This window comes from Vibrio sp. B1Z05, assembly GCF_052955985.1.
Window position 1 is genome coordinate 898,697 of the sequence record NZ_CP130463.1, and the last position, 22,872, is coordinate 921,568.

Annotated in this window: 17 protein-coding genes, 5 tRNA genes and 1 other RNA gene; 10 read left to right on the plus strand and 13 right to left on the minus strand. The window is 42.4% G+C overall.

Annotated elements, in window-relative coordinates; genetic code table 11:
* The first annotated feature begins 91 nt into the window (after nt 1-91).
* A complete protein-coding gene (locus tag QV280_RS04215; protein ID WP_023405599.1) occupies nt 92-1,036 on the plus strand; it encodes a glutathione S-transferase family protein in 945 nt (314 codons plus the stop codon).
* Between the two features lie 70 nt (nt 1,037-1,106).
* On the opposite strand, the gene QV280_RS04220 is transcribed toward QV280_RS04215, so the two are convergent.
* The 5 genes from QV280_RS04220 to QV280_RS04240 form a co-directional block, all read right to left on the minus strand.
* Nucleotides 1,107-1,191, minus strand: a tRNA-Tyr gene (locus QV280_RS04220).
* Nucleotides 1,192-1,285: 94 nt separating this feature from the next.
* Nucleotides 1,286-1,370 (minus strand) — tRNA-Tyr (locus QV280_RS04225).
* A 94-nt stretch (nt 1,371-1,464) separates the two neighbouring features.
* Nucleotides 1,465-1,549 (minus strand) — tRNA-Tyr (locus QV280_RS04230).
* Between the two features lie 94 nt (nt 1,550-1,643).
* Nucleotides 1,644-1,728: transfer RNA gene (locus QV280_RS04235), tRNA-Tyr, on the minus strand.
* Between the two features lie 94 nt (nt 1,729-1,822).
* Nucleotides 1,823-1,907: transfer RNA gene (locus QV280_RS04240), tRNA-Tyr, on the minus strand.
* A 295-nt stretch (nt 1,908-2,202) separates the two neighbouring features.
* Here QV280_RS04240 and QV280_RS04245 point away from each other — a divergent pair.
* Complete coding sequence (locus tag QV280_RS04245; RefSeq protein ID WP_253912590.1) at nt 2,203-3,318, plus strand: efflux RND transporter periplasmic adaptor subunit; 1,116 nt, start codon at nt 2,203-2,205, stop codon at nt 3,316-3,318.
* A complete protein-coding gene (locus QV280_RS04250) occupies nt 3,318-6,428 on the plus strand; it encodes a multidrug efflux RND transporter permease subunit (protein ID WP_152821817.1) in 3,111 nt (1,036 codons plus the stop codon). The genes QV280_RS04245 and QV280_RS04250 overlap by 1 nt, the downstream gene beginning before the upstream one ends.
* Nucleotides 6,429-6,515: 87 nt before the next feature.
* On the opposite strand, the gene QV280_RS04255 is transcribed toward QV280_RS04250, so the two are convergent.
* Both QV280_RS04255 and QV280_RS04260 read right to left on the minus strand, forming a co-directional pair.
* The gene (locus tag QV280_RS04255; RefSeq protein ID WP_253912591.1) at nt 6,516-7,343 is read right to left on the minus strand and encodes an AlkA N-terminal domain-containing protein; all 828 of its coding nucleotides are present in this window, start codon (nt 7,341-7,343) and stop codon (nt 6,516-6,518) included.
* Nucleotides 7,344-7,372: 29 nt separating this feature from the next.
* Entirely contained in the window at nt 7,373-7,930 is a 558-nt protein-coding gene (locus QV280_RS04260) for an outer membrane beta-barrel protein (RefSeq protein WP_023404858.1), read from the minus strand.
* Between the two features lie 181 nt (nt 7,931-8,111).
* Here QV280_RS04260 and QV280_RS04265 point away from each other — a divergent pair, with 181 nt between their 5' ends.
* On the plus strand, nt 8,112-8,429 hold the full coding sequence (locus tag QV280_RS04265) for a DUF1244 domain-containing protein (RefSeq protein ID WP_152821819.1): 318 nt from the start codon (nt 8,112-8,114) through the stop codon (nt 8,427-8,429).
* 121 nt (nt 8,430-8,550) lie between these two features.
* On the opposite strand, the gene QV280_RS04270 is transcribed toward QV280_RS04265, so the two are convergent.
* A complete protein-coding gene (locus QV280_RS04270; RefSeq protein WP_023404856.1) occupies nt 8,551-11,241 on the minus strand; it encodes a glycosyl hydrolase family 18 protein in 2,691 nt (896 codons plus the stop codon).
* 851 nt (nt 11,242-12,092) lie between these two features.
* Nucleotides 12,093-13,157 carry a PLP-dependent cysteine synthase family protein gene (locus tag QV280_RS04275; RefSeq protein ID WP_152821821.1) on the minus strand — a complete coding sequence of 355 codons (1,065 nt, stop codon included), beginning with the start codon at nt 13,155-13,157 and terminating at the stop codon, nt 12,093-12,095.
* Between the two features lie 130 nt (nt 13,158-13,287).
* Between QV280_RS04275 and QV280_RS04280 the strand changes: the two genes are divergently transcribed.
* On the plus strand, nt 13,288-13,755 hold the full coding sequence (locus QV280_RS04280) for an Lrp/AsnC family transcriptional regulator (RefSeq protein ID WP_023404853.1): 468 nt from the start codon (nt 13,288-13,290) through the stop codon (nt 13,753-13,755).
* A gap of 52 nt (nt 13,756-13,807) precedes the next feature.
* Here QV280_RS04280 and putP read toward each other — a convergent pair whose 3' ends face one another.
* Nucleotides 13,808-15,241: a sodium/proline symporter PutP gene (gene putP, locus QV280_RS04285; RefSeq protein ID WP_152821823.1), complete on the minus strand. Its 1,434-nt coding sequence runs from the start codon at nt 15,239-15,241 to the stop codon at nt 13,808-13,810.
* Nucleotides 15,242-15,507: 266 nt separating this feature from the next.
* Between putP and QV280_RS04290 the strand changes: the two genes are divergently transcribed.
* Nucleotides 15,508-16,530, plus strand: a complete 1,023-nt coding sequence (locus tag QV280_RS04290; protein WP_023404851.1) for a YHYH protein — start codon at nt 15,508-15,510, stop codon at nt 16,528-16,530.
* Here the strand turns inward: QV280_RS04290 and tesB are convergent.
* Complete coding sequence (tesB, locus tag QV280_RS04295; protein WP_023404850.1) at nt 16,527-17,384, minus strand: acyl-CoA thioesterase II; 858 nt, start codon at nt 17,382-17,384, stop codon at nt 16,527-16,529. The two genes, QV280_RS04290 and tesB, sit on opposite strands and share 4 nt — an antisense overlap.
* Nucleotides 17,385-17,649: 265 nt before the next feature.
* Nucleotides 17,650-17,952 carry an MGMT family protein gene (locus QV280_RS04300; protein WP_152821825.1) on the minus strand — a complete coding sequence of 101 codons (303 nt, stop codon included), beginning with the start codon at nt 17,950-17,952 and terminating at the stop codon, nt 17,650-17,652.
* 60 nt (nt 17,953-18,012) lie between these two features.
* Here QV280_RS04300 and QV280_RS04305 point away from each other — a divergent pair, with 60 nt between their 5' ends.
* From QV280_RS04305 to QV280_RS04320, 4 genes are all read left to right on the plus strand, one after another.
* Nucleotides 18,013-18,747 (plus strand): hypothetical protein, encoded by a 735-nt coding sequence (locus tag QV280_RS04305; protein WP_023404848.1) that lies wholly within the window; start codon nt 18,013-18,015, stop codon nt 18,745-18,747.
* A 122-nt stretch (nt 18,748-18,869) separates the two neighbouring features.
* An RNA gene (gene ffs / locus QV280_RS04310) (signal recognition particle sRNA small type) lies at nt 18,870-18,966 on the plus strand.
* 123 nt (nt 18,967-19,089) lie between these two features.
* Nucleotides 19,090-20,862, plus strand: coding sequence for a site-specific integrase (locus QV280_RS04315; protein WP_152821827.1), 1,773 nt, complete (start codon nt 19,090-19,092; stop codon nt 20,860-20,862).
* A gap of 182 nt (nt 20,863-21,044) precedes the next feature.
* Nucleotides 21,045-22,313 (plus strand): site-specific integrase, encoded by a 1,269-nt coding sequence (locus QV280_RS04320; RefSeq protein WP_152821829.1) that lies wholly within the window; start codon nt 21,045-21,047, stop codon nt 22,311-22,313.
* Between the two features lie 306 nt (nt 22,314-22,619).
* Here the strand turns inward: QV280_RS04320 and QV280_RS04325 are convergent, their stop codons facing one another.
* Entirely contained in the window at nt 22,620-22,808 is a 189-nt protein-coding gene (locus QV280_RS04325; RefSeq protein ID WP_172972833.1) for a hypothetical protein, read from the minus strand.
* Between the last annotated feature and the right edge of the window lie 64 nt (nt 22,809-22,872).

Here is a 22,872-nt window from a genome sequence, read left to right on the forward strand (position 1 = left end):
TTATACCAATCGTTGCTATAAGTCGTTATTCTATAATCAAAAATTACAATTACTGCTTATACTGAATAAAGGTCAATTTAGGGAGTAAGTAATGGGTAAGTTAGTCGAAGGAAAATGGCAGGACATCTGGTACGACACTAAAGCAAGCCGTGGGAAATTTGTGCGCGAAGATGCGGGGTTTCGTGATTGGATACAAAATGCTGAGGATGCGCCGTTTAAGCCAGAATCAGGTCGATACCATTTATACGTCTCGTTAGCTTGTCCTTGGGCGCACAGAACATTGATCTTTCGAGCCATAAAAGGGTTAGAAGAGCACATTTCCGCCAGTATCGTCAGCCCAGATATGCTCAGTGAGGGCTGGGAGTTTGATGTGCCTGATCCTCTGTATGGCTTTGATAAACTTCATCAAATCTACACTAAAGCTAAATCTGATTATACCGGACGTGTGACTGTACCTGTATTGTGGGATAAACAGCAACACACCATCGTTAGCAACGAATCCTCTGAAATCATCCGTATGTTTAACAGCGAATTTAATGCGCTGACAGGCAACACGCTGGATTTTTATCCTCAAGCATTACGCCAGCAGATAGATGAGTGGAATGAGTACATCTATCCGCATATCAACAATGGCGTTTATCGCTGCGGCTTTGCCACCACGCAACAAGCGTATGTCGAAGCTTATGACGCATTATTTGCCGCATTAGATAAAATTGACGAGCATCTCGCTACGCATCGTTATTTAACCGGTAGTCAACTCACTGAAGCCGATTGGCGTTTGTTTACCACATTGGTGCGCTTTGATGCGGTGTATGTGGGGCACTTTAAGTGCAATAAAAAACGCATTAGCGATTACCGCCGCTTGCAAGGTTATTTAAAAGAGTTGTATCAAGTGAGTGGGGTGGCAAAAACCACCAATATTGCCGAGATCAAACGTCACTATTACTTCAGCCATACCGGGATAAACCCAACTCAAGTGATACCGCAAGGGCCAGACTTAGATTTTGAATCAGAGCATAATCGAGATTTGGTTTAGTCGATTTTTGATATTATTATAGAAGCACATACAAAAACACCCGCTCAGTGAGCGGGTGTTTTCATTGAAGTGGTGGTGGGAGATGGATTCGAACCATCGAAGGCAGTGCCGTCAGATTTACAGTCTGATCCCTTTGGCCGCTCGGGAACCCCACCAGGGTATTTTTATACTTAATTAATGGTTTCCCAACCCGCTTAATCAAGTGTTCCTAACAGATTTTCTCAATAGAGATAATCAATCAAGAGAATGTGGTGGTGGGAGATGGATTCGAACCATCGAAGGCAGTGCCGTCAGATTTACAGTCTGATCCCTTTGGCCGCTCGGGAACCCCACCAGGGTATTTTTATACTTAACTAATGGTTTCCCAACCCGCTTAATCAAGTGTTCCTAACTGATATTCTCAATAGAGATAATCAATCAAGAGAATGTGGTGGTGGGAGATGGATTCGAACCATCGAAGGCAGTGCCGTCAGATTTACAGTCTGATCCCTTTGGCCGCTCGGGAACCCCACCAGGGTATTTTTATACTTAATTAATGGTTTCCCAACCCGCTTAATCAAGTGTTCTTAACAGATGTTCTCAATAGAGATAATCAATCAAGAGAATGTGGTGGTGGGAGATGGATTCGAACCATCGAAGGCAGTGCCGTCAGATTTACAGTCTGATCCCTTTGGCCGCTCGGGAACCCCACCAGGGTGTTTTTATACTTAACTAATGGTTTCCCAACCCGCTTAATCAAGTGTTCCTAACTGATGTTCTCATTAGAGATGATCAATCAAGAGAATGTGGTGGTGGGAGATGGATTCGAACCATCGAAGGCAGTGCCGTCAGATTTACAGTCTGATCCCTTTGGCCGCTCGGGAACCCCACCAGGGTATTTTTATACTTAAGAATCGTTTTCCCAACTCTCTCCTCAAGTTCGGTGCGAATGATATCCAGAGGGAGTTTTTCTGTAAAGGATTTTCTTAAAAAAACAGTTCATATGCCCGAATTTTGCTCGGAATGGCTAAAAACCGTCTCTTTCTCATCTGTTTGAGGGGGCAGTTGCATATTATTTTTGGTTGAAATGAGTCGGATGGCGAGTTAAACGAGAAATAATTTACATTGATTGACGTTACTGTCATGGAGAGCTGATAAAATGGCGCGCAGATGAGGACAATAATAATATGAATATGAAAAAAATCTCGCAGCCATTCTCCAAAAAGTTTTCTCCAACCGCTGTTCTTTTAATTGGGGCTCTATTTTGTGCTCCTTCTTTTGCAAAGGGCCCAACTAAAGCACCATCTTACGTTGCCGTGGTCACTCAAGATGTTGGTGTCCATCATATTTCACAAACTTTGGCGTTAGTGGGCAAACTGCAAGCGTCTCAATCAGTGATTATTACTCCTGAGGTAAGTGGTACTATCGAGCGTATTTTTGTAAAAACGAATCAAAGCGTGAGAAAAGGGCAAGTATTAGTCGAATTGAGTAAAGATAAGACGACGGCCACAGTAGCTGAAGCGCAGGCTTATTTAAATGATGAACAACGCAAACTCAACGAGTTTGAACGTTTAAGAAAAAGTGCGGCAATTACGTTGACCGAAATCGAAGGTCAAAAAGCCAGTGTCGATATCGCTAAAGCAAGATTGAGCGCCGCTAAAGCCGAACTTAATGAACGTACACTTACCGCCCCATTTTCTGGCCATATTGGCTTTGTTGATTTCAGTTTAGGTAAATTCGTTAATTCAGGCACAGAATTATTAACCTTAGATAACACCTCAAAAATGGAATTGGATTTACAAGTTCCAGAAAACTACCTACCTATGTTGCGTACTGGCATGTCGGTTTCCGCTATTTCTAGTGCTTGGGGTGATGAAGTGTTTACCGGTACCTTGCAGGGTATTGATTCTAGAGTAAATCCAGACACGTTAAACTTACGTGTTCGTATTGCGCTTGATAATAAACATCAAAAACTTAAACCGGGCATGTTGGTTAAAGCTACCCTAAAATTCCCTGAAATTGAAGCGGCGATTATTCCGGTACAAGCATTACAGTACTTAGGAACTAAACGTTTTGTTTATGTGGTTGGAAAAGACAACCGCGTTGAACGTCGTGAGGTTTTCCTTGGTACTCGTGTTGAAAATGAAGTGGTCATTGACAAAGGTCTCGACCTTGGTGAAACCATTGTGGTGCAAGGCGTTGTTAATATGCGTGATGGCATCGAAGTGAAAGATGTGAATGCGACACAAGAGGTCAAGGCGAAAGAGGCATCGAAGAAAAAGGGTAGCGAGGTAGGTAAGTAATGTTGTTATCCGATATTTCAGTAAAACGCCCCGTTGCGGCGGTAGTACTGAGCTTGTTGTTGTGCGTTTTTGGCATAGTGTCATTTTCGAAGCTCGCCGTGCGAGAGATGCCCGATATTGAAAGTTCAGTCGTGTCCATCAGTACGCGCTATGAAGGTGCATCGGCGACAATTATTGAAAACCAAATCACCTCTGTTATTGAAGACCAATTGGCAGGTATTAGTGGCATTGATGAAATTACGTCGACGACTCGTAATAGTATGTCACGTATTTCTGTAACCTTTGATATAGGTTATGACTTGAATACAGGGGTAAGTGACGTGCGTGATGCAGTAGCTCGCGCAACAAACCGCTTGCCTGATGAAGCTGATTCACCAACCGTTTATAAAAATAACGGTAGCGGTGAGGCATCCATGTACGTCAACTTGAGTTCTGATTACCTAGATAGAACCGAATTGACAGATTATGTAGACCGAGTGTTACTTGACCGTTTCAGCCTATTGTCTGGTGTGAGTTCGGTACAAGTTTCTGGCGGCTTATATAAGGTTATGTACGTCAAACTCAAACCTACTCTCATGGCTGGCAGAGGGGTAACAACATCAGATATTACCGCGGCATTAAAATCTGAAAATATTGAGAGCCCAGGTGGGGAAGTACGAAACGACGCTATCGTAATGTCAGTACGTACCGATCGTACTTATAACAATGAAAAAGATTTTAATTATCTCGTTGTGAGAACGACTGCAAGTGGAACGCCCATTTATCTAAAAGATGTGGCTGATGTTTATCTAGGAGCTAAAAACGAAGACTCAACCTTTAGAAGCGATGGTGTCGTCAACGTGAGCTTGGGTATCATTCCACAATCGGATGCTAACCCACTAAACGTGGCGACCGCCGTTCATAAACAAGTCGATGATATTCAAAAATTCTTACCAAAAGGTACACGTTTAGCGGTAGATTACGATTCAACCGTCTTCATCGACCGTTCTATTTCTGAAGTTTATAACACACTATTTATTACCGGCGGCCTTGTGATCTTAGTGCTCTATATCTTTATAGGGCAGGCGAGAGCGACTTTGATACCAGCGGTTACTGTGCCAGTGTCACTGATTTCGTCCTTTATCGCTGCTTATTACTTTGGCTTTAGTATCAACTTGATTACGTTAATGGCGTTGATCCTTTCCATTGGTTTGGTGGTTGATGATGCCATTGTGGTGGTGGAAAACATATTCCACCATATTGAGCGGGGTGAGTCTCCACTATTGGCGGCTTATAAAGGGACGCGTGAAGTAGGATTTGCGGTAGTGGCGACTACTCTGGTATTGGTGATGGTATTCCTGCCTATTTCCTTTATGGATGGCATGGTCGGTTTGCTGTTTACTGAATTTTCAGTATTGTTGGCAATGTCAGTCTTATTCTCTTCCCTCATCGCTCTGACTTTAACGCCAGTGTTAGGCAGCAAAATATTAAAAGCGAACGTCAAACCAAACCGTTTCAACAAAGGTGTTGAGTGCTTATTCGGCAAGTTAGATCGTGTCTATCGTCGCTTACTCACTATTGCCCTAAGATTTAAGTGGGTTGCACCTATCGTGATCGTGAGCTGTTTTGCAGGCTCATATTATTTGATGAAATCGGTACCCGCGCAACTTACACCGCAAGAAGACCGTGGAGTCTTATTTGCCTTTGCTAGGGGCGCAGATGCCACCAGTTATAACCGCATGGCGGTTAATATGGATGTCATCGAATCACGTTTGAAGCCATTGCTTGGTAAAGGGCTGTTAAAATCCTTCTCTATTCAGTCTCCGGCATTTGGTGGTAACGCAGGGGATCAAACTGGCTTTGTTATCATGATCTTAGAAGATTGGGCGGTTCGAGATATGTCAGCAGGCCAAGCTTTGGGTGTGATTCGCAAAACTCTGGCGGATATACCTGATGTGAAGGTGTTCCCTATGCTACCCGGTTTTAGAGGGCGTTCCAGTGAACCGGTGCAGTTTGTGCTTGGTGGTACTGACTATAAAGAGCTAGAAAAGTGGGCTGATATTCTTAAAAATGAAGCCGATGCTAGCCCATTTATGGATGGTGCAAGTACCGATTATTCAGAAAAAACACCTGAGTTGGTGCTGTCTATTGATAAGGAGCGCGCCGCAGAGCTGGGCATCAAGCAAAGTGATATTTCAGACACTCTGGAAGTCATGTTAGGGGGCAAAAGCGAAACCACCTATGTAGACAGAGGTCAAGAGTATGATGTTTATCTGCGTGGTGATGAGAATAGTTTTAATAACAGTGCCGACCTGAGCCAAATCTACTTACGAACCGCGAAGGGTGATCTTGTCACACTGGATTCGGTGACCAAGGTGAACGAAGTAGCCTCTGCTATACGTCTTTCTCACTACAATAAACAGAAATCGATTACGGTCAAAGCCAACTTAGTTGAAGGCGCGACACTCAGTGACGCACTGGATTACTTAGACCAAAAAGCTATTGAGGTGCTACCAAGCGATATCTCAGTGTACTATTCTGGCGAATCAAAAGACTTTAAAGAAAACCAATCTTCGATTGTGATGGTGTTTGGCCTAGCATTGCTGGTGGCGTACTTAGTACTCGCAGCGCAGTTTGAGAGCTTCATTAACCCACTGGTGGTTATGTTTACCGTACCTATGGGGATATTTGGCGGTTTCTTAGGCTTAGTGATTATGTCGCAAGGGCTGAATGTGTATAGCCAGATAGGGATGATCATGCTCATTGGTATGGTGACCAAAAACGGCATCTTGATTGTTGAGTTTGCCAACCAGTTGCGTGATAGAGGCGTTGAGTTTGAACAAGCCATTATCGATGCAGCGGCAAGGCGTCTACGACCAATCATGATGACAGCGTTTACTACCTTAGCAGGCTCAATCCCGCTGATCTTCTCAACCGGTGCCGGTTATGAAAGCCGAGTTGCAGTAGGTACAGTGATCTTCTTCGGTATGGCATTTGCAAGCTTTGTCACGCTATTTGTTATCCCTGCTATGTACCGACTACTGTCGTTTAACACCAAAGCGCCAGGGCATGTAGAAGAGTTACTAAACCAAGCTATCGACCAAGATACTAAAGGGCGTATTAGCCACTAGGTGAAGTGCTAAGCTTCGCTAATAAGCGATAAACGCACTAAAAAATGCCGTTCACTGTGAGTGAATGGCATTTTTTTGAAGAATAGGTTATTGATTCCACAAATGAAAAGTCGCGTAACTTCCATAGGGGCTAACATTGTCAGCGGTGAGGTGGGGAAACTTAGCCAGCGCTTTTTTAACCACTAAATCATTGCTTAAAAAGCAGTTCTTTTCTGATAGACCTCTTAATTGCGCGTATTGAATTGTCCATGGGCCGATACCTTTGATGGCTAGCCATTGGCTTGGGTGTGCTTGCGGGTATTCAATAATAAATTCTGCCAGTCTGTTTAGTGTTTCTTTACGTCGCTGGGGCATTTTTAAGAAGGAAAGATCGGCTGTAGCGACCTGTTGCGGGCTAGGAAAGTGCTGGTGGTTGGTTAATTGTTTGGTGAAGTGATTTAAATGATTAATTGCCGCTGTCACTGATATTTGCTGTCCTAGCACGGCGCGTACGCCGGCTTCCCAAGTGCTCCATACCCCGGGAATGCGAATGCCGGTGCGTTTGATTAATGTGGGTGATAGGGCGTGCAGGTGCTTTTGTATAGCCTCTAAGTCTGAGTCGAGATCAAACATTCTGCGCACTGCATTAATTAGTGGGTTAAGCTGCGAATCACTACTTAATTGATACTCTAAAGTGAGGGATTGAGGGTGATTTTTTGATAGCCGAAACCATATCGGCATCTTGTCTATTTGTGCATGTCGCGTGTATTGGAGGTTATCTATTCGCTCTAGATGCGAAATGGCGCGCCGCTGATAAAAATCCAGCATGTATTGCCAATCTAGCGCGCCTTTATAGTTAAGCTCAATAGTATTCGTTTCTATAGGATTAGGTTCGATGATATTAGGTGTGATGCTATCAGACTGAATGACCATCATTGATATACCTAGATTATGAGCGGGCTATCTTAAAAATCTAAACCAATACTCATTTGCAGTCCATCATAGTCTGCATCATAGCGGCCGACTCCAGACGTCGCGTACCCATAAATGTATTCAGCACGAAGCCAGTAATCGGCGTTGATATTCCATTGCAAGCCTGCACCAACGGTAAATATCGAGCCTGTGGTATCACCCACATCGACTCTAGACCCTGAACTAATATCGTGGCCTTTAATATGGGTGGCGATGGCACTGGTGCGGCCAAAGATCTCAAGGGGGGTATCACCGAGCTCTCCGGTAGTCGCGATAAGAGATAAGCCTAATTCGTAATAGTTGATTTCAAAGGTTTTAGCATCGTCTGAAGACTCTGAATAACGGAAAAATCCTTCCATACTGAGGTGTTCGTTAAAGGATTGACCCCCTCCAATAATAAAACTAGGGCTAGCAAAAGTGTCCGTTGAATCTCCCTCCGGGGAGAAACCAACATCACCAACACCAAGATAAAAAGAGTTGTTGCCCGCGGCTGCCGCTGACAAGGAAAGCAGAGCAGTAGAAAGTAAGCTAAAGTGGCGAAGCTTGTTCATTGTCATCCTTTATTACGTGTTAGTATTAACAATATTGATACCAAAAGCAGGTAAACATGAAACGATTGATTAAGTGTTTATCTTATTAAGAGTAACAATAATATTACATGAAGCTATTGATTATTATTAAAAACATGGCTTAAAACGCTAGATAGTGACGCAATTAACAAGGAGAGGGACATTGACTCAAGCTAAGTACCTACAATTATCACAACAAGAGCAAGACCAACTAGACGCTGCAGTCTTTCGTCGTTTGCTGGCGCATTTAGACAATAACAAAGATGTGCAAAATATTGATTTAATGATTTTGGCGGGGTTTTGCCGCAACTGCTTTAGCAAGTGGTACACCGCTGAAGCACAAGATAAGGGGCTAGATCTGGATATTGATGATGCTCGTTTGCGTGTTTATGGCATGGCGTACGATGAGTGGAAGCAAAATCATCAACTGCCAGCAACACCAGAGCAACTGGCCGCTTTTGAAGCAAAGCATAAGAAGTAAAAACTTATAGTGTTATTTGCCGATGCTCTTTCAAGACATTACGGCAGCGCAATAAAAAAGTCCCTCAGCAATACTGAGGGACTTTGAAAAGACGCGTTACTTAATAAAGCCTAACTATCGGTTAGTATTTACAAGTAGAAGAGCCTAGGTTAACCCATACATCTTCAACACCAGGTTCATCACCTTGTGTCCACCATTTAGCCTGCCAGCGCGAACCGTTGTGGTTAGTTTGCTCTGTACCTGCATATGCAATAGCTGCAGACCATGGTAGTTCGATTTCTGAAATCAGTTCCCAGCCTTCAGCCGTTGCGCTTGGTTCTGCTTGAGTCCACCATTTAGCTTTGTAAACAAGGCCTTTGTGGCTCACTGTTTCGTTAGTGTAGGTGTTACCTGCTTCCCATGCAGGGTAGTTTGGTGCTGCTGGATCAGTTGATGAACATTGGTTGCCGCCATCGGTATCGCCGTCACCAGAGTCGCCGCCGTCGCCTTCACCGCCATCAGTATCACCGTCACCGCCACCGTTGTCTTCTTCGATGTTTGCAACGTGAACACGTGTTGTAGCACTTGCTGACTCTTCGCCATCAGTGACTGTAACATCAATAGAGAACTGCGTATCAGCCGTCACTTCAGGAGCGGTTAGTACGATGCTGTTCTCATGTCCGCCATCAATAATAACGAAATCAGAAGGCACGTTCCAAGTGTATGCCAGTGAGTCACCATCTGCGTCAGATGCATTTGCTAGCAGAGTAAACTGTGCATTTTCATCAACGTAAACAGTTGGGGTAATAGCAATTGTTGGTGGTTGGTTTGTTACTTCAGCTGTGTTGGTAATCACAACGCTATCAGAAGACGATGCGCCATCTGGATCAGCAACGGTTAATGTGAAGGTGTAAGACACATCAGCTTCTGTGAAAGGGACATCCACAGTTGGCTTAGCGCTGGTGTTATTAATAATAGTCACCGCGTTGCCGCCAGTTTGTTGCCAGCTAAAGGTAAGAGCTTCACCTTCAGGATCTGATGATAAAGAACCATCAAGAGTGACTGAAGTAGGGCCCGTTACTGTCTTATCAACACCAGCACGTGCGATAGGTGCACGGTTTGGTTGTTCAGGATCCGTGATAGAATCACCGTGACCTAAACCTTCATGCATTGCATTAACTAGGTCGCCGTTATCGCCATCCATTTCCCAATGGAAAATACCCGCCATGCCAGTTGATAATGCGTACTGTGCTTTCGCTTTAATAGAACGAGCATTGTCATAGGTGATTAACTCACCGGTTGATTCCTTGAATAGGTATGGTGCTTCTGCTGCCTCATCATAGCCGTATACAAAGCCCTGCTCAGGACCGTGGTTATCAGCAATATCACGGTAATCTAGAACACCATTTTCCCAAGTACCGTTGATAGGACCTGTTGCATTACCGGTAAATGGATTGCCGTCGGTAAAACCGTGTACGCCAGACCAGCCACGACCGAATGCCGCTGCACCGATAACCATTTTCTCGATAGGAACACCTTGCTCAAGGAGGATCTCTACGCCGCGAGAAGTGTAGTACTCCGACTCATCAGGAACGGTATTGACGCTCGACTTATGCAACGCTGTTTGGTGGTTTAGAATATTGTTGTTCCATGCACCATAGTAGTCGTAAGACATTAGGAAGATATGGTCTAAGTATTTAGACGCTTCACCATAGTCAACAACAGCCAGCTTGTCATGGCCAATGTTGATTGCTGAACCTAGCTCGTAATGACGGCCGTTTTTCTCGCCCAACTCGTCTAGCATTTCACGTAAGTCTTTCATCAAGGTTACGTAAGTTTGGCCATCGATATCTTTGTTACCTAGGTTAGGGTTTGCACCGCCGCCACCAGGGAATTCATAATCGATATCAACACCATCGAAGAATTTCCATGTTTCTAGATATTCACGTACTGATTCAACAAATGTATGACGGATTTCATCATCATGCATGAAGAAGAATGGGTCAGATAGAGTCCAGCCACCGATAGAAGGTAGGATTCGTAGATCTGGGTTGGCTTTCTTAGCCGCCATCATTTGCGCAAAGTTACCTTTGTATGGTGCAGACCACTCTTCTGAACCTTTTAGAGGTATTTGTACCGCTGCCCATGGGTCATGAATCGCAACTTTAAAGTCATCGCGGCCAGCACAGGCATTTTGTAGCGCTTCAAACGAACCTTCGATAGTTTTGACCGAATCGTTAAGGCCATGACCACCACAAATTGGCACAAAGCCGTAAATCATACGGTTTAAGTTTGGTATTGGCGCTTTGTCGATAGGGTAATCACGACCGTAGACCGCCCACTCAACCACGTAAGTACCGACAATCTTGTCTGTTGTGTTTTCGTATGGCTTATTGTTTTCAGTCCAAACTGTTTCTAGAGGTTCAATGTGGCTGCCGTCAGTATCTGCAATGGTCAATAGAGTTGTTTTCGAGCGGCTTACACCGTCTGCGTTTTCAAGCTCAATAGCCATGTCATAAAGACCGCCTTTGTTCATCTTAAAGACAGCTTTGTTTGCAGAAGCGTCGCCTTCCCACACTACGTTACCGTCAAGAAGTACACGAGCCGTATCAGCAGGATCGCCTGCCCATACATCCCAAGTGACTTCAATGTCTAGCTCAGTATGTACAGCCTTAACGACTTTTTCGTAGGCAACAGCTTCTGGATCAACCTCAACCATTGCGTATGTGTGATCACCCCACGATAAAACGGGTTCACCAGGGGCAGCTGCAAATGATGGTGCAGCAAATATGGAGCCTATAATGGATAAAGATAAAAATGATTTGTTAAACATAAACGCTAACCTTAATAAAATAAAAGCATTTTCAATTGGGGGATGTCAGTTCGAACATCAAGATAAATTAGAGAATGTTCTTATTTTTATCCTGACTTTACTTATTCTTTAAAAGGAAAATAAAAGGTAAATCTCAAGTAACTTTTAAATGTAAGTGTTCGAAAGACATTTTGATTATGTATTCAAAATTATCATTATCAAATGAATAACTATTATTTGAATCAATATATGCAACACAGGGCGCAACTTAATAATAAATATTGCATGAAAAGGCATTCTGTTTCGAAAATAGTTTATTTTCGTCACAAAATAATGATATGGGCGCGTTGATAAAGACATGTGATCTATGTCTTTTTGGCAGGTGTTACTTGTGTTAGGTCACGTTATGTACGATGGTGTCTTTTATTTTCAATGGGTTAGGTGTGAGCTTTATCGGTGCTTATTTTTTAGTGTGAATCTAAGTGGGCAGCTAAAATATCAATAAAAGATGGCTAATAAGAGAATGGATATTTTTGTTAATGATTATATTGCCAATGATTTAATAATATTGAATAACATCGGTATTGTAAGTTTTTTAAGAATATTAAATATAAATACAGTTAGCTCTTGGTTGCACGAATTAGGATTGCTAATGAAGTTAATATATATTATTTTAATCGGTAACAATTTATTAATTATAATATCTATTTAATTAGAGCTTTTAATTTATAAAGATGGCGTCGTCTTATAGAAGACGCCATCTTTAAATTAACAGTATTACTGCAAATAGTGATCTGGGTACTGTTCTTGAACAAATAGTGATTTTTTAACAAACAACTATGCTTGAACAAACTACTATAGTTAAAGCTTTGCTATGCCATCAACGTTTGTAAATGGTCGTAGCTCGCTTGTACATCACCAATAGTTTGAGCGATCCATTGTGGGTTGTAGTAAGTATCTAAGTATCGCTCGCCACTATCACACAACAAGGTAACGATAGAGCCTGTCTCTCCTTGGTCACGCATTCTGCGAGCCAACTGAAATACGCCGTATAAATTAGTCCCAGTAGAAGGGCCTACTTTTCTGCCTAGTTTGTTGTGTAGCCATTGCATGGTAGCAATAGCGTGTGCATCTGGCACTTTAATCATTTCATCGACTACGCCCGGAATGAAGCTAGGCTCCACTCTTGGCCTGCCAATACCTTCGATGTTACTGCCACGGCTTAAGGTAATTGTCGCGTCCTTATTGTGGTAGTAGTCGTAAAATACCGAGTGAGTAGGGTCAACAACACACAGTTGTGTATTACAGCGCTGATAGCGAATGAAACGACCAATCGTTGCAGACGTGCCGCCGGTGCCTGGGCTCATCACTATCCACGTAGGAACAGGATGTTGCTCTAATTTCATTTGCTCAAAAATAGAGTTGGCGATGTTGTTGTTGCCACGCCAGTCTGTAGCGCGCTCTGCGTAGGTAAACTGATCCATATAATGACCATTTAACTCTTGCGCTAAACGGTGAGATTCTGCGTAAATTTCATCAGAGTGATCAACTAAGTGTGCTGTGCCGCCGTAAAACTCAATTTGTTGTATTTTTTTCTTCGCCGTACTTTTTGGCATTACCGCAATGAAAGGCAAACCCAATAGTCGGGCAAAATACGCTTCAGACACCGCAGTGCTACCTGAAGATGATTCAATGATTGGTGTTTTAGGACCTATGTGGCCATTACACAGTGCATAAAGAAACAAAGAGCGTGCTAAGCGATGTTTTAACGAACCGGTTGGATGGGTGCTTTCATCTTTAAGATAAATATCAATACCAGGAAAAGCTTCAACGTCTAACTTGATAAGATGTGTATCAGCTGAACGCTGATAATCAGATTCAATAATTTGGATCGCACGGTTGGTCCAGCTACGAGTGCAAGTATCTTCAGTGTTCATCTTCGGCTTCCTACATATCATTGACGGTATGCATATAATTTAGCCTTAAATGTAGAGAAAAGCTTACCTAATGATGTGCTTAATAGATTAAAATAGAGAAAATTTTTCTACAATAGTAAGGTTTTGTGAAATGAATATTGATAAAACAGACAAGAAATTACTCGCCTTGCTGCAAAAAGATGCCACCTTATCATTAAGTGATTTATCAGAAGCGGTAAATTTGACCACCACACCTTGTTGGAAGCGCTTAAAACGATTAGAAGAGGCGGGGGTCATTCAAGGCCGAGTAGCGTTGTTAGATCCGGAAAAGCTGGGTTTGGCGTTTACCTCTTTTGTGTTGATTAAAACCAGTGACCATTCCCATGAGTGGTATCAAATGTTTGTCGATAAAGTTTCAGAACTAGAACAGGTGATGGAATTCTATCGAATGGCAGGGGATTACGATTACATGTTAAAGGTGCTGGTCAAAGACATGCAAAGTTTTGATGCCTTTTATAAAACGTTGGTCAATGTGGTGCCGGGTATTTCCAATGTAACATCTACCTTTGCTATGGAATCTATCAAATACACCACCGAATTACCTTTAGAGGGTGTATGAATAACATAAAAAAGGCGAGGCATTTGCCTCGCCTGTATCCATCATTATTTAACTAGATTTGCAGTTGAGTAAGCGTATTTTGCGATGGAGCTTTAGTCACTTTACTGACCGCCACAATTGAGATGAACGACAAAATAAACGCAGGTAGTAATTCATAGAAGTATTCACCTTCAATAGAAACGTAATTCTTCACCACAAAGATACTGACTGCACCCACAATCATGCCTGTCACTGCGCCGGCTTTGGTGGTGCCTTTCCAGCATAGCGACAAGATCATCAATGGACCAAAGGCTGCGCCGAATCCACCCCATGCATAACCGACCATCGACAAGATAGAGCCATCGTCGTTTGAGGCAATAATCAGTGCAAACACCGCAAAACCAACCACACCTAAACGGCTGATCCACGCTTTTTTGTTTTCATCAAGTTTGCTGATAAAACCAATGTCTTCAGTAAGTGAAGAGGTGAGAACCAACAGTTGAGAATCGGCTGTGGACATCACCGCTGCCAATACTGCGGCTAAAATAAAGCCAGCAAATACAGGGTGGAACAGAGCATCGGTTAATGCGAGGAAGATGCGTTCTTTATTGCCATCTACGCCAGAAACAGTCTCTAATGGATGAATCGCATCGTAACCAATACCTATTAAGGCAATGGAGATAGACAACACTAAAGTGAGTACCATCCATGAGATGCCAATGCGACGTGCTTTAGCGATGTTTTCAACTTTATCGATACCGACAAAGCGCGCCAGAATATGTGGCTGACCAAAATAGCCTAATCCCCATGCTAATAATGATGCGGCAGTGATAAAGCCTGTTGAGAACTTAAAGGCTTCTGGTTTCACTTCGCTGATCACTACGTTTGATTCTGCGATGGCTGAATAGCCAAGTAGCATACAAAATGCCAGTGCAGCTAACATAAGAATACCTTGTACTAAGTCAGTCCAACACACCGCCATGTATCCGCCAAGGAAGGTATAAGAAATCACCACAAATGCGGTGACATACAGAGCAACTTCTTCTGTTGTGCCAAAGCTGTGCGCAAAGAGTAATGTGCCGCCTTTTAGTCCTGATGCTACATATAAAGTGAAGAAGAAAAGGATAACAATAGTAGAAACCGTTTTGATTAGACCGGTATTATCTTCAAATCGTTTAGATAAGAAGCTAGGTAGAGTGACCGTATTGCTTGCTTCGGTTGCAACGCGCAGGCGTGGCGCAACAATCAGCCAGTTCAGGTAAGCACCTAAGGTTAAACCGACGCCAATCCAAACGCCTTCAACTAGCCCGCTTGCGAATACAGCGCCAGGTAAGCCTAACAATAACCAGCCACTCATATCAGAAGCACCGGCACTGACCGCTGATGTCACTGGGCCAAGAGTGCGTCCACCAATAATAAAGTCTTGGTTATTGTGTGTTTTCTTCATGGAATAGTAGCCAATACCTAGCATTGCTGCGAGATAAAGACCAAATTGTAAATAAATCATATACTGCCTTTACGTCCGTGGTTTAAAAGGTGTGAGTTATAAAAAGATAAACTGCTAAGTTAGTGTTACATGTTGTGTCTCGATTGTTAATTAATTTATTTCACCAAGTAACTAACTATCACAGAATTAAGTGTTAACAATTGTTTGTTATATAAAATAATTTCTCGATGGCATTCAAATTTCGCAATGTAAAATTGGGTAAAGGTGCAAGTAAAATTGGCAATAACTCGCAATAATTTCATTCTTGATTAAAAAAGGATGTGATAATGAAAAGGATTTTAACCGTCGTAACAACGGCATTAATGTTATCTGCTTGTAACGATTCTTCTGGTGATGAGGCGTCATTACCTGTGAAGGGGGATGAGGAGAGCAGCATCGATATTTCCGATGCACTGTTAAGTAATCAATCGACAAGCTGTGATGATTATGTAGGTTTGTATGTTTCATCGGCTAACGATATTCAGCGAGACATGCTTTTTTCTGGAAATGTCACTATTAAGTCGCAAGAAAGTGAGTGTTCGCTCACTTCAAACAGTATTCCTAATCACGATTTCAATGATCAAAGTGCTTCTTTTGCCACGGATGTAGAAGCCGTGAGCAGTGAATATTCATTTGCTGCCTTTCCTAGCAAAAACGCCACGCCGACCGGATTAAGCTTGGCTACTTCGGAAGCGATTTTGCTCAATGGTGTTAAAGTCGATCTGTTAGCGGCGGCTTGTTATAACGTTGCCGATGAAAGAGTGGGCTGCGGACAAGAACAAATCGATAATCCTTGGCGATATGATCCTATGTCACCGCTTAATCATTTTGGTACCGATGAGCATCATGCTCATGTACAGCCTAATGGGCAATATCACTATCATGGAAATCCCATGGCATTGTTTTCTCAAGATTGCGAAGGGGAACAGGGCTCTCCGGTCATTGGTTTTGCCGCAGACGGTTTTCCTCTTTATGGACGCTGCTTTACCGATCCCGGAACTGGCGAGATCAGAGCGGCGCGTTCTAGCTATCAGCTAAAACAAGGCACGCGTGTGAATAGCAATGGATATGCAGCCCCTATCGCTGGAGTAGGGCTAGTGATTAGCGATAATTACGACGGTCAGTTTCGTGGCGATTATGAATTTGTTGCGGACACAGGCGATTTAGATGAGTGCAATGGTATGACTGTTAATGGTCAATACGGTTATTATGTGACAGATAGCTTCCCCTGGGTAATGAACTGCTTTGCAGGAACGCCAAACGCAAGCTTTGGTAGCCAAGCTGAATCGCGTTCCCATTCTCATTTTTAGCTTTGGCGCATCACACCTTCTTGAACTGCGCTTGCCACTAGATGGCCAGCGCGGTTATACAGCTCACCACGCACCAATCCGCGAGAGTTGCTCGCCGTTGGGCTATCTATTACATACAACAACCAGTCATCCATTTTAAATGGACGGTGGAACCACATAGAATGATCTATGGTGGCAACCTGAAACTTAGGCGTTAGCAAACTGACCTGATGTGGATGTAGCGCCGTAACCAAAAACCCCCAATCAGAGGCATACGCCAACAGATATTGATGGATCAGTTGATCATCAGGCAGTTGACCGTTGGCTTTGATCCATAGGTACTGTTTTGGCTCTTCTTTGTGCGGTTTAAGTGGGTTAACCACTTTTACTGGACGTACTTCAATCGGTTTCTCACCACAAAAGACTTTTTGGATCTGCTCTGGTAAAAACTGCGCAATTTGTTGAGCAAGCTCTGTTTCAGAGGCAAAATTCTCAGGTCCAGGAATTTCAGGCATAGTATTTTGATGTTCAAACCCAGGCTGATCGCCGTGATAAGACGCGGTGAGATAGAAAATAGGGCGTCCATTTTGAATTGCTTTTACTCGGCGAGTGCTAAAGGTTCTACCGTCACGTAGATGTTCAACATCATAAATGATCGCTTTTTCAGGATCGCCCGGACGTAAAAAGTAGCTATGAAATGAGTGCACACTTCTATCATTAGGAACGGTGTAACGGGACGCAGAAAGTGCTTGCCCTAACACTTGGCCGCCATATACCTGAGGCAATCCAAGGTGTTCACTTTCACCGCGGAACAATCCCAGTTCCAGTTGCTCTAACTGTAAAAGTGTCAATAGTTTATTAAGTGGTTTACTCATCTGACCTCCGAGTTAATTCCAATCGAAAATACTCGTTAACGCCCGTTTAGACAAGTGCTAATTGTGATGAACTCGAAAGAATTATTACGGCAACAGTGTTACGAAAAATAAGCGGGTCTCAATATGTATCGTGATTAAATGCAGTCGAGGAAGCGAAATAGAGGGCGGTGAAGGGTAGGAGCCTTACTTCGCAGAAGTATTGCAAAGCATCAAATGCAACATATAAGTAACATCCAATAAAAAGTGATGCTACTTACGCTTTTGGTTATGGCTGCCAGCGAAACTCCTTTAATTTCACTTTTCCTGCGCGAGTAAACACAATACCTTCCTCCATCAACCGTGATTGTTGACGTTGTAAATCCGCCCCTTTTAAAGAAATCTCACCTTTACTATTGATGACCCTATGCCATGGCAAGGCTGAGTCTTCAGGTAAATTGCCTAAAATAGCGCCTACCTGCCTAGCGTAGCCTGGAAAGCCTGAAAATTTAGCTATATCTCCGTAGGTACTTACCATACCTAAAGGAATTTGATTAATTAAAGCAAAGACATTGTGTTTAAAATGATGCATAATTGTAGGCGACTGTTAAATAAATTGAGGAATAAAAACAGTAATCGCAAGGAGGCGAATATGATGTTTTCTACAGTTCAGTTCTTTATCACCACATTATTGGCGATAATATGTGCGCAATCCATTGATGTAAGCCAAGGCAATGTCCCTGTTTTGGCTCTAGCTATTCCCGCACTTTGGATTATGTCGCGCTCACGCGCTTCGGGTATTTTTCTGCTAGTCGGACTGTGCCTATTTGGTTCTACGCTTGCCTATCAGCCCACTGCGCTTTCTATTTCCATGTGGATCTTGTTCCCGCTGTTAATGGTAGCATTTTCTAAGCGATGCACGAGCAATGCACGATGGAGTGTATTTAGTTTCTTTGTGTTTATGCAATCTGGGATTATTTATTCGCAGATGCAAGGCATATTAAGTGGCGAACCTATTTTTACCTTACTACAGATCGCCAGTGTTTCAATGATTTGGCTAGCGGCGGTGTCATGGAAGACATCCTCTAAGCATGGCTGGTGGGCCTTGTTTCTGGTATTGCCACTACTGATGGCAGGTATGGCTCACGCCGCACTTATCTCACTCACCATAGTGGGTATTATGGCGTCAATGGAAAACATGGCAATAAGCAAATCCAAACTTCTAAAGCTGCAATGCTGGACACTGCCGACAGCGGCTTTTGCATCGCTCGTGGCAATGCCAAGCGGTAATGTACAAGGAATCGTACTATTGGTTTGGTTATTAATATTAGCCGCAATTTGGATGACTGATTACATCTTGCGCATAAACGAAGAGTTCAGCGATTAAAGTTTCAACGCTTAGCGCTAAGTTATTAGAAAAGCCATAAAAAGCACTTGTATAAAGTCTAAGGATGATGAATAATCCAAGCACTTCTTTAGCAAAAGCATTTGTTGAAGTCGCTCTATGGGGGTTGGTCCTCTCGCAACAATAGTTCGTGAACTCGGTCAGATCCGGAAGGAAGCAGCCGCAGCGAATGACTTGTGTGCCGGGATGTGGCTGGCCCCCACCCAATTCAAATCATATTAGAAATCATATCCTTTAAAATCAATAACCTATGTGTAGCCACATACGGTCATTCTTGCGTTGTTCTACTAATTTAGGCTTTGGCCTGAAAATAGGTACTAAACAATGCGATACCTTTCAGCAAATGCAAATGGAACTTGGCAGTTCCGATTTCAAATTCCGAAAGCTTCTCGATACCTTTTTGATGGAAAAACTGAGTTAAAACGTTCTTTAGGAAAGTGCAGCTCGAAGAGTGCAAAACTTCAGGCTCTTAAGCTTGAATCCTTTGTGAGACGGGTGCTCATTAAAGATCATACCCCTGAAAAACATGATGATTCAGACTTAATTATTAAAGAGATTGAGATTTTAATTAACTCTGGCTCGCTTTCCCTTTCTCGCGCTGTGTTGACACTTAAGAACCATTTTAATCACCAAGATCTTGCCAATTCTCGTTCCCTAACGACCCATAGTGAAGATCAGTTAAAGTCAGTGGGAAATGTATCCCCTGACCTTGTGGTACTTAACGATATATATAGGGGTGATAAGTCCCCACTTAAGAGGGCTGATGAGTGGATTACTAGATTTGATACTCAGATAGAAGCCAGCTTATTAGTTCGAGTTGTTAATTATTACCAGCTAATGTTTTGTGCTAAACAAGCCCTTCAAGCTCAGAATTGGCCGGAAGTTGAATTAATTTCACACAAACTGAAAACGTTAGCACAAACAAATGAGTTGTTAGCGCTAGTGCAACTCTCCTCAGATAGCGCACAGGCTCAGTCGAATAAACAGCAATCATCTAATCGGTATAGCCTTGAAACTGTATTAAAGTCTTATGCAAAAGATAAGCGCATAGTGAAAGGGATCAATACTGAGAAAAAACAGCACACAAAGATTGAGAGTGAGTTACGCAGAGAGGTTAACCGCTGTAGGTTAGTGCATAAACTGATCGGTGTTGATGATATTTCTAAGATCACAAGAGAGAAGGTAGTTAATGCAATAGCCTTAATTTCAGAGCTTCCCATCGTACCTGTACAAAGTAAACATAAGGCGCTTTTTGATAAAACGCCTGTAAAAGAGTGGGCAGAGCTAGGAAAGAAGCTTGGATTACGAACTTTTTCCCATCGAACTGTATTTTCTTATGTTTCCGCCGCCTCCGCATTATATGAATGGTCTAACCGACATGTTGATAGCCTGATTGGGAACCCATGGAGAGGGGTTATAAAAAAACGTAAATCGGGTCAAAGTCAGTTAAATGAGCGAAATCCATTTTCTAATGAGCATCTGAAATTGATTTTTTCTCAAAAGCATTTTGCCAATGGCATATCGGCACTACCAACGAGGAAGGGAAGAAAGCTCTATTATCAGTATTGGTTGCCCGTTATTGCACTTTATAGTGGGATGAGGCCCAACGAGATAGCTCAGCTACATAGGAAGGATATAAAGTGTAGAAATGGTATTTATTATTTTGATATTAATGAGCTAAGAGAAGATCAATCCCTAAAAAATAGTGGTGCTAATCGTATCGTTCCTATCCATTCTAAGCTTATAGAGTTAGGTTTTTTAGATTTTGTTGCACAGTTTAATAATGATCATCACCTGTTCCCTGAATTGAAATATTACGATAGAGACGGGTATTTCAAGAATGCTGGTGAATGGTTTAGACGCTTCATCAAGGAGATTCTCCCTGATAGTGAAAAGCTAAGTTTTTATAGCTTTAGGCATACCTTTGCTGACTGCTTTAAGCAGCACCAAGTTAATCCTACGATCCCAGGTACGTTACTAGGCCACAAAACCAACACTATTACATTTGATGTGTATGGGGGTAAAGTAGAACTAAATACCTTAAAAGAGAACATTGAGATGGTCGAATTTGAAGGTGTACTAGAAATGGTGATCTAGGGAGGCATCGCTTGATTAATTGATGGTTTTATCATCGATTTTAAGAAAAAAAATATTTTTTTGCGTAGCTCCTCGGAGAAATTAATACTTTTAGTCATCCATTTTTCTTCGTGATGTATGGTTTGTTTTGTCCAAATGCTGAAATATTCAACTAATTCAGCTTCATAAAACAAAGGAAAATCATGCAAAAATCCGTGACAAATACTGTAGGGGCATTCTCCGTAATTCTCAGGTCCACAGTCGAAAAAATAGTAGCTAAAGCTAAGAATTTACGTGAACGTAATGCTCCGTTAGAGAGCATGCTAAGCTCATATTCGCAAAGAAGCATAGAGCTCTCAGCCGTGAATATTAAAGATCATCATGATGAGAGAAAGAATGCAGAGCGACGCGCTAATACTTTCAGTAGAGCAAAGTCTAATGCGAACAGAAAAATAAACAGAGTTAGGATATTGTGTCATCTCGCTGGCATTAAGGATCCTTCGCAGCTTAATGAAAAGAAAGCGATAGCAGCAATAATACTATTTGGGGAATTACCAAGAGTTATTACACAATCTAAGTATCGAGACTACTACACTTGCTCTCGTGAAAATTTGCTGCAATCAATAGAGGATTTTCCTAACGAACCGCGTTTTTGTCATAAAACGAAATTTGCATATGCACAGGCAGCTAGCTCAGTATTTGGCTGGGCTGAAAACAATTATGATACGAAGATCAAAAATAGCTGGAGAAGTATAGTTCGCAGGCACGCTATAGGGGAAAGCATCAAAGGAAAACGACTTCCCTTTACCGAAGATGAATTAATACTTATTTTTAACGATGCTCTTTTTACAAAAGGCAAAATTAGCTTCAGTAATCGCACTGGAAAATTCTGTAACTATCAATACTGGCTACCAATTATTGCCTTAGAGCTTGGACTACGGGGTAATGAAATAGCACAGCTTCGCCGCTCAAACATTGTTAAAGTTGGTGAGGATTACCTAATCAAAATCAATAGCAATGAACCTGATCAATGGACAAAAAATCAGACTTCAGAGCGTGAAGTACCTGTAACAAAAACAATGGTGCGATTAGGGTTCATAGAATTTATTGAGCTACTTTCTCAAGATGAACGCCTGTTTTCTGAGCTTAAATATTACCCCAAAGACGGCTACTACAAAAATGCAGGCGAGTGGTTTAGACGTAAGTTTCAAGGAATATTAAAAGAAAATAAGGGCTTTCATAGCTTTCGCCATAACTTTGCCCAAGCCATGTTTGAATCAAATGTAGTGAAACATAAGGCTTCATCATTTATGGGGCATAGTAACAAGTCAATCACTATTGATTTATATGGCGGTGATTGGCGGATTGAAGATCTCAAAGCAGTACAAGAAAGTACCGATTTCGAAGGGGTTTTAAAGGCTGTACTCCCCTATACGGAAACTAAAGCTTATAGGGCTCTATTGAATAGGTAATTGTCAGATCAAGTCTGAACTACTACAAGTTAGACCTTGTAGGTCAACCTCGAACGCCCCATAAAATTATGGGGCGTTTAACATTTTGTATCTGGTAGTGCAATCATCTCCGCCCTCTACATCATCGTAGACAGGTCTAGTGATACGCACCAGATAGGCAGTATATTGAGATGTGTGCAGTAAAATGAAGGTAAACTTTCCGTCAGTAACCACTTTAACGCTGACTTATTATCTGGCATGTGACTTCAGTAATGGGGTATCTGTTCAAATTGTGATATGTATAGCAATGGCTCATTAGTTCCAAAGTTAGTTTCCTTTACACACTAAACCATGTCCTTTCATAACGTTAGTCGCACTGTATCGACTTAATTTAGTACTAGTTCGAATAATTTTATTGGCAATGTCTTCAGTATGCCAACCTGCACCATCCATAATGACAACCGCATGCCGTCCTTTCTTGGTTGCAGATGAGATCTGCTCCAAGTGAACTATCATTATCTCTTTATTGGCCCAAGGCACTACTATCGCTTCACCGATACCTCTGCTTGGGCAGACGGAA